Below are 12,824 nucleotides of genomic sequence, written 5' to 3' on the forward strand. Positions count from 1 at the left end.
ACCTTGCATCCAACACCCATGTTGGATACTGTCATGGGGATGGAACCGATGTCCTGGCGGGACCGGATTCTCGGGGAAGAGAAGCTGTTGGAGCAGCTGAACGGACTCGTCTCGGATGCCGCCACACGACGAGCCGAGGCCCTGCGCGAAGGCGTAGCGGAACTCGGCACGGTCGCCGACGTCGCCCGAGAACTCGGGCGCAGCTGGCAGGCCGTCGACCAAGCGCTCAAGAGAGACGAGCTCAAACGAAAGAAGGCGTCCGAACCGGACGCCTCCACAACCGAATAGACCACGAGGGCCGGACGGCAGCACGGGTGTTGGAGCACCCGGCGCGCGCACCGCCCGACCCTCTACCGAACTACCTGATGAAGCCAGGAGTCGGCATGACCGATCATTTCGCGCGCCCCGACGTGCCCGCAAGTTCCGACCGCGTTGCCGAGCTGCACCGCCTGGCCCGCGAGGACCTCGCCAAGGGGCAGCAGGAGCGGGCCTCAGTCCCCAACCTGCTCCCGACCTACGCCGCCGGCGTCCACGCCCCCGAGCCGAGCGACCTCGACGTCGCCATCGCCCTGGGACGGCGCAGCCTCACCAAGTACGGCCAGCCCGACTTCGGCGACCCCAACGGCATCAGCCATGCCCACGGGCACCTCACCGAATCCCTCCGCATCCTGCTGCGCGCCCTCGGCGTCGAGGCGGGTGAGGGCGAGTGACCTCCGACCTGGAGCAGTTCGGGCCCACCGAGACGTTCCCCTGCGACGAGAACAGCGAGGCGTTCGCCGTCGTCCGGCTCGCCGTCGAAGTGTCCCGCGACCAGCTGCGCACGGCCCTCGCCATCGGCCACGCCGAACTCAACGGCACACCCCCGCTCGACGACATGGCCGTCCGCGACATCCGCCGCGAAGTCGAAGGCCACCTCGCCGCCGCCGCAACCATCAGCCTCTACCGAGAAACCGAAGCCGTGGTCCGCCGCGTCAACGAGGCGGGCATCCTCCCCACCATCGACGCGGCCATCAACCGCGCCTACACCCGGACCGCCGACGACCGGGCACAGCAGAGCGCCCGCTACGGCGACGGCACCGTCACCCTGCTGACCACCGACCGCGGCGAGATCACCATCGACGAGCCGCCCTGGTGCGCCGGGCACGACGGCGACATGGTCGGCACCCTCGACGAGATCTCCCACAACGGGGCAGAGATCACCGTCCCGTTCGTCACCGCCCGCAGCGCGCCGTCCACCATCATGACCGCCCAGCTCAGCCACGCCCCCTACCTGACCCTGGCGCCCGAGCCGTTCCCCGTCCTCTACGTCGAGCTCGACGAACACTGCGACCTCGACGTCCCCGACGGCCGCAACCTGTCCCGCGCCCTGCGCCTCGCCGCCGTCCGCCTCGACCGCGCCCTCGACGGCCTCGCCCGCCTGCGAGGTGACCACCGGTGAACCGCGTCAACGCCCGCGACGGCCTTGCCATCGGCGCCGCCGTCGTGACCGTACTGCTCACCGCCGCAGCGTTCTGGCTGTCGTATGAGCACCTGCACGACATCGCCGGCGGCAGTGGCCTCGACGGCGCCCGCGCCTGGGCCTGGCCCGCCACCGTCGACCTGTTCATCATCGCCGGGGAACTCCTCATGCTGCGGGCCTCACTCGCCCGCAGCGGCATGGACTGGTGGGCCGTCGCCCTCGCCGCCTTCGGGTCCCTCGGCTCCATCGCGCTCAACGTGTTCGGCGTCGGATACGGCGCACAGCCGATGGAGTACGTCGTGGCTGCCGTACCGCCGTCCGCAGCGCTCGTTGCGTTCGGCGCCCTCATGCGCCAACTCCACGAGCGGCTCGCCCAGGACGCGCAGGACGCCACCGCGTCCCACGCCGTCCCGAGCGTCCCCGAGGTAGCGACAGAGGTCCCGCAAGGACCCCTGTCAGAAGCCGAGGTGACCCTCGACCGACTCGACGAGCAGGACGCTGACGGGACGCCCGAACTCCCGCCCGGGACGGGCCAGTACGCGGTGTCTGCCATGGCAGACACGCCCGTCCTGCTGACGTCCAAGGACGTCGCCGAGCGCTTCGGAGTCGACCCCTCCACCGTCCGCAGCTGGGTCGCCGACGGACGCCTCGAAGTCCACGACAAGACGGGCCGCGGACACAACCTCTTCCACCCGGACAAGCTCCCCACGGAGGCCCGATCATGAAGTGGATCCTCGCCGGCGCCCTGCTCGGCCTCCTCCTGGTCCTCTGCCCCGCCCTCATTCTCGGCCTGGCCACCAACCCGCTCGTCATCGCCTTCGCCGCAGGTGTCGCCCTGCGGCCGGCCATGGCTCGGAAGGTCCGCGGGTGGGCGACATGAGCGATTCCCTCGCCAAGGCGGAGGCCGCCGTCACCGAGGCGCAGACCAACACCGCCGTCGTACAGCTGGCGCTCGCGGCCGTCGAGCTGGCCAAGGTCGCGGCGACCGCCCAGGCCCAACAACCGGCCTGTCACCACCACGAGCCCAAGTCGACGTTCGACGCGAAGAGGTGGTGGACGGTCGGCGGCCTGACCATCGTCGGCGGCTGCGTGGCCTGCGCCCTCGCGCTCGCTTTCGCCCTGGCGGCCGTCGCCGTCGCCATCGGCGCGACCTGCGCCACCGGCTGCTTCCTCATCCTGCGCTCCGTATGGCGCGACTACCGGGGAGGCCGCGCATGAGCGACACCGTCAACCTCACCAAGGACGCCACCCCGACGACCGAGGACGCCAAGGACGTACCGCGTCCCACCCAAGACGCGAAGCCGTCCAACCGGCTCGCAGGGATCCGCCGCATCGTCGTCGAGTACCGCCAGAACCCCGCCTACCGGATCGCCGTCCGCCACGGCGCCTACACATGGGGCGGCATCCGCGTCCTCACCCGCCGCGCGTGGGAGGCCCGCACCACGGCCATGCATCACCGCATGATGCGCATCGCCGAGGCGTCAGGCAACGAGGAGATGGTGCAGAAGTGGGAGCAGCGCGCCTACGCCTACCGGTTCGCCAGGCACAAGCGGCGTATGGACATGCTGCAGATGGCCATCAGCCTCCCGAAGGCCGTGTTCACCACGGTCGTTGCCGGTACGGGCGTACTGCTGCTGTTGGGCATCCTCATCGCCTGGCACAACCACGATGTGGCCGACGTGCTCGGTCCGCTCGATGCCGTCATCCAACTGGTGGCGTGGCTGGGGTTCCTGGTCAGCGTCATCTGGGACCCGTTCCTGTACTCGATGCCACTCCTCGCCATGGCCGGCGCCTGGGCCGTCGGCCGCAACCAGCGGACCGCGCCCACCTGGGCCCTGCCCGCAGACGGCGACGAGCGGGACGTCGTACCTGATGAGAACGCCATCATGCGGGCGCTCGGCAAGCTCGGCATCCCGCCGCTGAACGCCTCCATCAAGGAGGGCTGGCGGCCCCGGTGGGTGCAGCCGTCGACCCGGTCCGGGAACGGGTGGCACGCGCAGCTGCAGCTGCCCGAAGGCGTTCCCGTCGAGATGATCGCCGACAAGAAGCAGATCCTCGCGCACAACCTGATGCGCAAGCCCATCGAGGTGTGGCCGACCGAGCCGCGCGATCAGGCTGGCGTGCTCGACCTGTGGGTTGCCGACCCCGGTGTCCTCACCAAGCCGGTACCGTCCTGGCCGCTCCTGACGGAGGGAACGACCGACTTCTTCAAGGGCGTCCCTGTTGCGCTCAACGCCCGCGGCGAGCAGGTCATCGGCCGGCTGATGGCTGCGAACTACCTGATCGCCGGGATCATGGGCTCCGGCAAGTCGTCCCTGGTCGTCGCCCTGCTGCTCGGCGCGATGCTCGACCCGCTGGTCGAGATCGACGTGCACGTCCTGGCGTACAACAACGACTACGACCCGATGCGGCCCCGCCTGCGGAGCCTGGTCAAGGGCGACGACGACGAGCACGTCGTTGCGGCCATGGACACGCTGCGCGCCCTCGCCGGCGAGGTGTCCCGACGCGGGCAGGAGCTGGAACGCCTCGGCACGGACACCAAGGTCACCCGCGAGATGGCAGAACGCGACCCGTCGATGCGGCCCCGGATCGTCGTGTTCGACGAGGTCCACGAGCTGTTCGGACACCGGGAGTACGGCAAGGAGGCCAAGGAACTGGCGCTGAAGGTCACCAAGAAGGCCAGGAAGACGGCCATCATGCTGATGTGGATCACCCCGGACGCGGATGCGGCGAGCCTGCCGCGCGGAATCGCCAAGACCGTGTCCCACAAGGTCGCGTTCGCGATCAACGACCACCAGGGCAACGACGCGATCCTCGGCACCGGCATGCACAAGAACGGGTACTCGGCGACGACCCTCGTCGCAGGTGAAGACGTCGGCACCGCCATGGCCGCGGGCTTCGGGAAGACGCCTGGGCTGATCCGCTCCTACTACGTGCGGAAAGAGGCCGGCATCGACGAGGTGACCCCGGTCGTCGAGCGCGCCATGAAGGCGTACAGGAACGACGAGGGCGTATGGGAGGTGCCCACGTTCGACGTGGCCGACCCGCTCACCGACATCGCGGTCGTCCTCGGACACGCGACGAAGATGCTCACCCTGGACGTGCTGCACGGCCTGAAGGACCTCAACCCCGTCGAGTACGGCTCATGGTCGCCCCGGGACCTGAAGGCCGTCCTGGACGACGCCGGACACGGCGAGTACAAGACCAACGGCGGCAAGATGCACGTCGGCCTCGACCGGATCCTCGACGCCATCGCCGCCCGCGACGAGGACGATGACGACGAGGGAGGCACCGAAGACTAAGGGAGTTCTCCCCACACGCCTCCCTGCCCACCTCCCTATGGGTGACCTGGGAAGACAGTGGTTAGGGAGGCAAGGGAGGCAGCTTGCGGAGGACAGCCTGTCCTCCGCAAACGGCCCTTGAGACTCCCCTCCGCCGCCTCCCTCCCTGAGCTACCGGCCCGCCAACCCGCCCAGCGCAACGAGGACAACGACAACCCCGGCACAGACGAGGGCTCCGGTCCACGACACGAAGCCGATGCCTACCAAGAAGGCACAGAAGAGATACAGCAGGACGCAAGCCAGAAAGCCCACGACCACCAGCACGCCCTTGTCCGAGCCATTACCGCTCACCGGCACTCCCCCCAACCCGCGCGCGACATGCACGCCACATCCCAGGTAAGCAGAGGACCCCAACGCCCCACCGGGCTTCAGCCGAGACCGTTACGCCGCCTCTCCTGACGCAACCCATGCGCCACACTGGGCGCATGGAGTCGCAGTTCATCCGGCCCGGGCATCTCACCGCCCACCAAGTCGCCAAGCAGCTCGGCATCAGCCTCGGAGGCGTCCGCCTCCTCGTCCACCGCGGCCAGCTCAAGCGGTCCGGCGGCACACCACGGCAGCCCTGGTACGCCGTCGACGACGTCGCCGGACTCCTCGCCAAGAGGGCAGAACGCGCAGCCGCTTGACCGCAGGTCAGACAGCGTGTAACGATCTCGGTGAACAACTGTGCCCTCACGCGGCACCACAGACGCACACGAAGCCCCAGCCAATCCCCCCTGCTGGGGCTTCGTTGCGTTCCAAGCCCTAGAGGCTGTGCACCCAGTCCTGCAGGAACCACTGCCAAGCGATCACCTCAGCCACCAGGGTCATGCCCGGGGCGAACAGCATCATGAAGCACGAGTCGGAACCTAGGTCACCAAATCCGACCGCCCAGAGGGACAGCACGGGAAGCAGCACAGCGAGGATGCACAAGACGACGGTGACGACCTGTCGCGCCAGGGACCAAGATCCCCAACCATCGTCGGCCAACACCTGACCCGCGAGCGTAACCAAGGCAAGATCAACCATCTCAGCCTCCCGCTCCCCCAAGATCAGGCTACGCCGGAGGCTATGGCCCGGCATCTGGACCGGCAGGAGGCTCCCGTGGCCGGCAACCCGCGCAACGGGCGCCCCTACCGCAGGCTGTGCGCCTGGCTCCGAGCCCAGCGTCTCCCATGCGCACGGTGCGGCCACAACATCGGATACGAGCTGGACGCCAAGCACCCGCTGTCGTTCACCGTCGACCACGTCGTGCCGCTGTCCAAGGGCGGCGACCTACTCGACCGCGACAACGCCCGCCCGATGCACCGCCGATGCAACTCGGCCAAGGGCAACCGGACGCCGGCACCACAGCAGCCCGCACCCCAACGCGCCTCACGGAACTGGTGACTCCGTGGCCGTCATCGCCAATGGCGGTGACACAGAAGGCGCGAGAGAATGGCCTCATGGCCACCTACGACGGACCCGCGATTGTCATCACAGATGGGGCCGAGTACGAGGTAGAAGCCTCGCTCGTGCTCACCGTTGAATCGGTACCAGTGCCAGGCCATCAACCCATGAAGGGTCTCGCCGAATGGCACGGGACTCTTCAGGCCCAGAGCGACGAGGCGGCAGGGAACATCTACGAGGCCGAGCAGCCCAAACTGCGCATCGACGGCGGCGAGCACGAGTGCCTGTTCATTGCGACCGGACGCGGATCTCACTCCATTGAGATCCGAGGCAGCGGGGCGGCACCGTTCGGCTGAGGCCGCTCAGGCGGAGGCGGTGACCGCAGAGTGCTCTACGTCGTGACCGGGCCTCCGGCCTCCGGCAAGTCCAGCTGGATAGACGCGCACGCCACAGCACGCGACATCGTCATCGACCTGGACCGCATCACCCGCGCACTCACCGGGCCAGGCGCACCGCAGTGGAACCAGAACCCGCTACAGCTACAGGTCGCCCACCGTGCGCGCTACGCGGCCATGGACGAGGCGTTCACACTGCGCGACAAGGTCGACGTCTACCTGATCCACACCATGCCCAGCCCCAAGGCCCTGGCCAAGTACAAGCGGCTCGACGCCCGCATCGTGGTCGTCGACCCCGGCCGCGAGGTCACCATGCAGCGCATCGCAGCCATGCGCGACACCGGCATGCAGCGCGTCGCCGCCCGCTGGTACAACGGCCGGCCCAAGGCGTCACCAGGCACGATGCCGCAGACATCGAGGACCTGGTGAACATGATCATCCCGAGCGGCCGACCCAGTTTTTGGTGACCTTCCCGGGCGACCCAAACGCCCTTGTCGCCCAGTTTTTTGCGCGGCGATTTTGAAAGATCAATTCGCGCGAACTCGGTTCGACCGTTTTAGCGGCGGTCACCCTGCGTGACGTGACGCAACGTGACGGCCGGGGGTGATCATGAGCGTTCACGAAATGATCACCGAAGAGCTTGACCATCTTCGCGCGGATCAGACGTCGCCCGGCATGGCGGCCGTCGCCCGCTCCCTCGCCAAGGCGATCGACGACTCGGACGCGCCGACCGCAAAGGCCGTCGTCGCCGACAAGCTCCGGCCCATCATGGCCGACCTCCGCAGGCTCGCCCCCGTCGAGATGAAGGGGGACGCCGTCGATGACATTGCTGAGCAGCGAGAGAAGCGCCGAGCAGCTGCCCGCGAGCAGGCCGCTGGTGGCTGACAGCCGCGTGTACGGCTGGCAGGAACCCCCGATCCAGGTCACGCCCCCGGCATCGTCCAGCGCGGGCCAGGAGGCGATCGACCTGGCGGCCCGCGCGGGCCTGCTCCTCGATCCGTGGCAGCAGCACATCCTGCGCGTCGGCATGGGCGAGAAGGTGGACGGCAGCTGGGCATCGTTCGAGGTCGCGGTGAACGTGCCGCGCCAGAACGGCAAGGGCGGGATCATCGAGGCCCGCGAGCTGTGGGGCCTGTTCATCGGCGGCGAGGAACTGATCCTCCACTCGGCCCACGAGTTCAAGACGGCGAAGAACGCGTTCCGTCGGATCGAGCGACTGATCCGCACCACCCCTGACCTGCACAGACGTGTCAAACGGTACTGGCAGACCACAGGCGAGGAGAGCATCGAGCTCTACTCGGGGCAGCTGCTGCGCTTCATCGCCCGAAGCAAGGGCTCCGGCCGTGGCTTCACCGGCCACTGCAACGTGATGGACGAGGACATGATCCTCGGCGACAACGAGATGGACGCCCTGCTGCCCACCATGGCGGCGGTCCAGGACCCGCAGATCTGGTACCTCGGATCGGCCGGCATCGGCGGTCCGTCCGTGCAGCTGGGGCGCCTGCGCCGCCGCGCGCTGGCGGCGATCGAGGCCGGCACGTCGGACCCGTCGCTGACGTACCTCGAATGGTCGGTCGACCCGCACGTCGACGAGTGCCCGAAGGACTGCACCGCGCACGACGACGCGGCCTCCGACGAGGCGGTCCTGAAGTCCAACCCCGGTGTCGGCTACCGGCTGACGCTGGAGAAGGTCGCCAACGAGCGGTCCACTCTCAGCAAGGACGGCTACGCCCGCGAGCGGCTCGGTGTGGGCGAGTACCCGTCCGACACGGCCGATACGTGGCAGGTCGTCGGCGAGGACGCGTGGCGGGCACTGGCGGCTGCGGAGTCGTCGCCGTCGGACCCGGTGGCGTTCGCGATCGACATGACCCCGGAGCGCTCGCACGCGGCGATTGCCGTGGCGGGTGAGTGGCGGGGCGGCACGCACGTCGAGGTGGTCGAGCACCGGCCGGGTACCGGCTGGATCCTCGACCGGGCTGCCGAGCTCCACGAGAAGTGGAAGCCGCGCTGTTGGGTCGTCGACGCCGGCGGCCCCGCGGGTTCACTGATCGCCGACCTGGAAGAACGTCTCGGCGTCGAGGTCGTGTCGCCGAAGACGCGCGAAGTCGCCGCAGCCTGCGGCCAGTTCTACGACGCGGTGACCGAGCAGACCCTCAGCCACCTCGACCAGGCGCCGCTCGCGTCCGCGCTGGCGGGTGCGCAGAAGCGTCCTCTCGGCGATGCGTGGGCGTGGGCGCGGCGGATCGTCTCGGTGGACATCAGTCCGCTGGTCGCCGCCACGCTCGCCAAGTGGGGTCTCGGCGCCGACGTCGAGGACGACGTGGACCCGCTCGACAACATCCTGTGAGGGAGGGCCTGTGACCAGGGCAAAGATGCTGGGCGCCCTGGCGTCGGCGGTCGGCTGGGCAGCACGCAAGACGCCCGGCGTGGCGGGGGCGGTGCTGGTGTCCTGCGCTGCCTGGCAGGTGTACGCGCCTGCGGGGCTCGCGATGGCCGGCGCGTTCTGCCTGTGGATGGACTGGAGGGATAGCCGGTGAGCGTCTTCTTCAGCCGTCGTGAGCAGCGCGGGATCTTCCCTGAGCCGCCGATCCCCCATCCGTCCAGCGCCTGGACGTTCAACAAGGTCAACCTCGCGCGGACCGAGGCGAGCCTGCAGAAGGTCGCCGTGTGGGCGGCCGTGGACCTGATCGCCTCCCTGGGGTCGGTCCTTCCCATCGACGTCTACGAAGGCACCGGATCGGCTCGCCGTGAGCTGCCCCTGCCGAAGGTTCTTGAGGATCCGTCCGGTGAGGGCTACGGCACTGCGGACTGGATCTACCAGTACTTGATGTCGCTGCTGCTGCGCGGCAACACCAACGGCCGGGTCGCCGACCGGGACCGGCTCGGCAGCCCCACCCAGATCGTCCTGTTCCATCCCGACGAGGTGCAGGGCTGGCGCGACCTGAAGTCAGGTCTGCCGCAGTGGCGCGTGTACGGCGAGACCGTGCCGAACGAGGAGATGTGGCACCAGCGGGCCTACACGGTGCCCGGCCGGCTGATGGGCCTGTCCCCGGTCGCGCACCACGCCACGACGATCGGGCTCGGCATTGCGGCCGCACGCTTCGGACAGCAGTGGTTCGAGGACGGCGCCCACCCCTCGGGCATGCTGACCAACGAGCAGGCACTGAAGCCGGAGCAGGCGCGGACCGCGAAGGAGCGGTTCATGGCCGCGCTGCGCGGCACCCGCGAGCCGGTGGTGCTGGGGCAGGGCTGGAAGTTCCAGGCCATCCAGGTGGCCCCGGAAGAGTCGCAGTTCCTGGAGACCCAGAAGTACACGGCCGCAGAGTGCGCGCGGATCTACGGGCCGGGCGTGCCGGAGATCCTCGGCTACGAGACCGGCGGCTCGATGACCTACGCCAACGTCGAGCAGCGGTCGCTGGACCTGCTGACGTACTCCCTCGACCGGTGGCTGGTGCGCACCGAGCGCATGTTCACCGCGCTGCTGCCGCCCGGCCAGTTCGTGAAGATCAACCGTGCCGCGCTGGCCCGCACCGACCTGCTGACCAGGTTCAAGGCGCACGCTCTGTCCCTGCAGAACAAGTGGGCGGTACCCAACGAGGTGCGCGAGCTGGAAGACCAGGCTCCTGTGCCGTGGGGCAACGACCCGATCGCGGAGACCGCGCCGAAGGTGCGGCTCAGTGAATGACAGGAAGGGGACGCTGTGAGCGTCAAGAGTGACCGGGCGAAGATGTCCGGGACCGAGCGGCGCGCGTTCCCGGTGCAGCTCGAAGTGCGCGCCAAGAAGGGCGTCAGCAACGTGTCCACGATCGAGGGCTACGCCTCGGTCACCGAGGCCCCCTTCGAGATGTGGGACTGGCTCGGCCCGTACAGCGAGGTCGTGCGCACGGGCGCGTTCGCCAAGACCCTCACCGAGAACCCGCAGGTGCAGCTGCTGCTGAACCATGGCGGGCTGGCGATGGCGTACACCAAGGCGGGCTCGCTGCGCCTGGCGGAGGACACGACGGGCCTGCACATGGAAGCCGACGTCAACGTCTCCCGCTCCGATGTCGGCGACATGGTCACGGCCATCGAGGACCAGGCCGTCGACGAGATGTCGTTCGCGTTCCGGGTGACCCGCCAGCAGTGGTCTCCGGACTACGACCAGCGCGACATCCTCGAAGTGGACCTGCACCGCGGCGACGTGTCCGTCGTCAACTTCGGTGCGAACCCTGCTACTTCGGTCGGCGCGATGCGCGCGGCCGACTTCGACCGTCTCGACGAGACGGACGCGCGGGCGCTGTACGAGCGCCTGCAGCGTCGGTTCCAGCCTGCCGAGGCTGAGCCGCAGACGCTGTCGCTGTTCCAGGCTCAGGCCGCCCTGATCGGCCTGTAGCCACACCTGACGCCTGCACCACCTGACGCGCCGGAGTCCACGCCGGAGCGCTCGTCGGCATGCCCGCACGAGCGCCACCACCTGGGCCACCACCCGAACGGCACGCGGGCGCGACCCCAACCCATCACCCCATGAAGGGAGCGAGCCATGCTCGCCTACCTGCGCAAGCAGATGACAGCCGCGCTCGAAGCCCGGGCCGCGCTGAAGACCGACCTCGACGCCGTCGTGAAGACCGCCGAGGATGCCGGCCGGGAGAAGCTGTCTGCCGACGAGCAGACCGCGTTCGACGCCAAGCGCTCGGAGATCCGCGCGAAGGACGGCGAGATCGAGGAGCTGGGCGGCCGGATCAAGGAGCTGGAGGAGGACGAGCAGCGCGAGCTGCGCGCCGCCCAGTACCACGCCCAGTACCGCCAGGTCGGTGAGCGGCGCGAGCGTGTGGCCGTCACTTCGGAGCCTGCGGTGTACCGCAAGGGCGGACAGACCTCCTACTTCCGCGACCTGTTCCGCGCCCAGATGAAGGGCGACTCGTCCGCCATCGAGCGCCTGTCCCGCAACGACCGCGAGGTGACCGACCACCTGGAGCGGATCTCCCGCGGCGCAGAGGAGGCCATGGCGGGCATGGAGGCGCGCGCCCTGACCACCACCGACGGCGCCGGCGGCGAGTTCGTCCCGCCCCTGTGGATGATCAACGACTACATCGCGCTGGCCCGCGGCGGCCGTGTGATCGCCGACCAGGTCCGGCCGATGGCGCTGCCCCCGGGCACCGACTCCATCAGCCTGCCGCGCGTCGCCACCGGTACGGCCACGGCGGAGCAGACCAGCCAGAACACCGCAGTGCAGAACACGGACGCGACCACCAACTCGGTGACCGCGGCCGTGGCAACGATCGCGGGTCAGCAGGTCGTCGCGCAGCAGCTGCTGGACCAGTCGCCGATCAACATGGACCAGATCCTGCTCGCGGACCTGGCGGCGGACTACGCGGTCAAGGCCGACGCGTTCGTCATCAACAACAACGCGGCCAACAAGCTGGGCCTGCTCAACGTGTCCGGCCTCAACGCGGTGACCTACACCGACGCGACGCCGACCACGGCCGAGGTGTACCCGAAGGTCGCGGACGGTATCCAGCAGATCCACACCGGGCGCTTCCTGCCGGGCGACAAGATCTTCATGCACCCGCGCCGGTGGGCGTGGTTCACCGCGGCCGTCGACACGGCCGGGCGCCCGCTGGTCACCCCGCTGGCGAACATGCCGCAGAACGTCCTCGCCCAGATGGGCGCGGTCGTCTCGGAGGGTCTCGTCGGCAGCCTGCAGGGCCTGCCCGTCTACGTCGACCCGAACATCCCGATCAACCTCGGGGCGGGCACCAACGAGGACCGGATCATCATCCTGCGCTCGACCGACGTCATCTTCTTCGAGGGCACCCCGCAGGCCGAGGCGTTCCGCGAGACGAAGGCCGACCAGCTGTCGGTGCTGCTGCGGTTCTACAACTACGCGGCCCTGCACGCCTCGCGCTACGCGAAGTCGATCTCGGTCATCGCAGGCACCGGCCTCATCACCCCGACGTTCTGAGCCGATCCCGGCCCGGGCGGTTGATGCCGCCCGGGCCCCGTCTGCAAGGAGGCAGGCATGCCTGAGAAGGAGACGGCGACCAACGTGCGGACCGGGGAGTCGGTCACCACGGAGGTGCCCAGCGCGGACGAGGCCCATGTCGCCGCGCTGCTGCGCGAACGCGAGGGCTACGCCCGCTACGAGCGGACCGATCGCGTGGCCGCGGTGGACGACGAGCTGAAGAAGCTCGGCGTCGCCGTGCCCGGCCCGCAGGAGACGGCCGTCGAGTCGAAGCCGCGGCGTACCGCCACCCGCCCGAAGTAGGTACGCCGTCCATACCG

At 69.1% G+C, this 12,824-nt stretch carries 19 protein-coding genes; 18 read left to right on the plus strand and 1 reads right to left on the minus strand.

Translation table 11 applies throughout. From position 1 onward, the window contains the following. Window positions 1-39 precede the first annotated feature (39 nt). The 8 genes from ACFWP5_RS25235 to ACFWP5_RS25270 all read left to right on the plus strand — a co-directional run bounded on the left by ACFWP5_RS25235 (window position 40) and on the right by ACFWP5_RS25270 (window position 5,426). Entirely contained in the window at window positions 40-288 is a 249-nt protein-coding gene (locus ACFWP5_RS25235; protein ID WP_384160737.1) for a hypothetical protein, read from the plus strand. Window positions 289-383: 95 nt separating this feature from the next. Next, the gene (locus ACFWP5_RS25240) at window positions 384-710 is read left to right on the plus strand and encodes a hypothetical protein (protein ID WP_384160740.1); all 327 of its coding nucleotides are present in this window, start codon (window positions 384-386) and stop codon (window positions 708-710) included. Beyond that, window positions 707-1,438 carry a DUF6907 domain-containing protein gene (locus ACFWP5_RS25245; protein WP_384160743.1) on the plus strand — a complete coding sequence of 244 codons (732 nt, stop codon included), beginning with the start codon at window positions 707-709 and terminating at the stop codon, window positions 1,436-1,438. The genes ACFWP5_RS25240 and ACFWP5_RS25245 overlap by 4 nt, the downstream gene beginning before the upstream one ends. Further along, window positions 1,435-2,184: a DUF2637 domain-containing protein gene (locus tag ACFWP5_RS25250; RefSeq protein WP_384160746.1), complete on the plus strand. Its 750-nt coding sequence runs from the start codon at window positions 1,435-1,437 to the stop codon at window positions 2,182-2,184. The genes ACFWP5_RS25245 and ACFWP5_RS25250 overlap by 4 nt, the downstream gene beginning before the upstream one ends. After that, window positions 2,181-2,339: a hypothetical protein gene (locus tag ACFWP5_RS25255; RefSeq protein WP_384160749.1), complete on the plus strand. Its 159-nt coding sequence runs from the start codon at window positions 2,181-2,183 to the stop codon at window positions 2,337-2,339. The genes ACFWP5_RS25250 and ACFWP5_RS25255 overlap by 4 nt, the downstream gene beginning before the upstream one ends. Continuing rightward, window positions 2,336-2,677: a hypothetical protein gene (locus ACFWP5_RS25260; RefSeq protein ID WP_384160752.1), complete on the plus strand. Its 342-nt coding sequence runs from the start codon at window positions 2,336-2,338 to the stop codon at window positions 2,675-2,677. The genes ACFWP5_RS25255 and ACFWP5_RS25260 overlap by 4 nt, the downstream gene beginning before the upstream one ends. Next, a complete protein-coding gene (locus ACFWP5_RS25265) occupies window positions 2,674-4,761 on the plus strand; it encodes a cell division protein FtsK (RefSeq protein ID WP_384160755.1) in 2,088 nt (695 codons plus the stop codon). Before ACFWP5_RS25260 ends, ACFWP5_RS25265 begins: the two co-directional genes overlap by 4 nt. Before the next feature lie 464 nt (window positions 4,762-5,225). Further along, complete coding sequence (locus ACFWP5_RS25270; protein ID WP_384160758.1) at window positions 5,226-5,426, plus strand: hypothetical protein; 201 nt, start codon at window positions 5,226-5,228, stop codon at window positions 5,424-5,426. Window positions 5,427-5,544: 118 nt separating this feature from the next. On the opposite strand, the gene ACFWP5_RS25275 is transcribed toward ACFWP5_RS25270, so the two are convergent. Then, window positions 5,545-5,808, minus strand: coding sequence for a hypothetical protein (locus ACFWP5_RS25275; protein WP_384160761.1), 264 nt, complete (start codon window positions 5,806-5,808; stop codon window positions 5,545-5,547). A 42-nt stretch (window positions 5,809-5,850) separates the two neighbouring features. On the opposite strand from ACFWP5_RS25275, the gene ACFWP5_RS25280 reads away from it, so the two are divergent. From ACFWP5_RS25280 to ACFWP5_RS25325, 10 genes are all read left to right on the plus strand, one after another. Next, window positions 5,851-6,168: an HNH endonuclease signature motif containing protein gene (locus tag ACFWP5_RS25280; RefSeq protein ID WP_384160764.1), complete on the plus strand. Its 318-nt coding sequence runs from the start codon at window positions 5,851-5,853 to the stop codon at window positions 6,166-6,168. A gap of 56 nt (window positions 6,169-6,224) precedes the next feature. Continuing rightward, window positions 6,225-6,524: a hypothetical protein gene (locus ACFWP5_RS25285; protein WP_384160767.1), complete on the plus strand. Its 300-nt coding sequence runs from the start codon at window positions 6,225-6,227 to the stop codon at window positions 6,522-6,524. Window positions 6,525-6,566: 42 nt separating this feature from the next. Then, the gene (locus tag ACFWP5_RS25290; protein ID WP_384160770.1) at window positions 6,567-6,992 is read left to right on the plus strand and encodes an AAA family ATPase; all 426 of its coding nucleotides are present in this window, start codon (window positions 6,567-6,569) and stop codon (window positions 6,990-6,992) included. 180 nt (window positions 6,993-7,172) lie between these two features. Beyond that, window positions 7,173-7,448, plus strand: a complete 276-nt coding sequence (locus tag ACFWP5_RS25295; RefSeq protein ID WP_384160773.1) for a hypothetical protein — start codon at window positions 7,173-7,175, stop codon at window positions 7,446-7,448. After that, window positions 7,441-8,910 (plus strand): terminase, encoded by a 1,470-nt coding sequence (locus ACFWP5_RS25300; RefSeq protein ID WP_384160776.1) that lies wholly within the window; start codon window positions 7,441-7,443, stop codon window positions 8,908-8,910. The genes ACFWP5_RS25295 and ACFWP5_RS25300 overlap by 8 nt, the downstream gene beginning before the upstream one ends. 10 nt (window positions 8,911-8,920) lie before the next feature. Further along, window positions 8,921-9,100, plus strand: coding sequence for a hypothetical protein (locus tag ACFWP5_RS25305; RefSeq protein ID WP_384160779.1), 180 nt, complete (start codon window positions 8,921-8,923; stop codon window positions 9,098-9,100). Beyond that, window positions 9,097-10,248, plus strand: coding sequence for a phage portal protein (locus ACFWP5_RS25310; protein WP_384160782.1), 1,152 nt, complete (start codon window positions 9,097-9,099; stop codon window positions 10,246-10,248). The genes ACFWP5_RS25305 and ACFWP5_RS25310 overlap by 4 nt, the downstream gene beginning before the upstream one ends. A gap of 15 nt (window positions 10,249-10,263) precedes the next feature. Further along, window positions 10,264-10,935 carry an HK97 family phage prohead protease gene (locus tag ACFWP5_RS25315; RefSeq protein WP_384160785.1) on the plus strand — a complete coding sequence of 224 codons (672 nt, stop codon included), beginning with the start codon at window positions 10,264-10,266 and terminating at the stop codon, window positions 10,933-10,935. A 147-nt stretch (window positions 10,936-11,082) separates the two neighbouring features. Beyond that, entirely contained in the window at window positions 11,083-12,504 is a 1,422-nt protein-coding gene (locus ACFWP5_RS25320) for a phage major capsid protein (protein ID WP_384160788.1), read from the plus strand. A gap of 57 nt (window positions 12,505-12,561) precedes the next feature. After that, window positions 12,562-12,807, plus strand: a complete 246-nt coding sequence (locus tag ACFWP5_RS25325; RefSeq protein ID WP_384160791.1) for a hypothetical protein — start codon at window positions 12,562-12,564, stop codon at window positions 12,805-12,807. Window positions 12,808-12,824 lie beyond the last annotated feature (17 nt).

Source organism: Streptomyces sp. NPDC058469 (assembly GCF_042721125.1).
Lineage (GTDB): Bacteria > Actinomycetota > Actinomycetes > Streptomycetales > Streptomycetaceae > Streptomyces.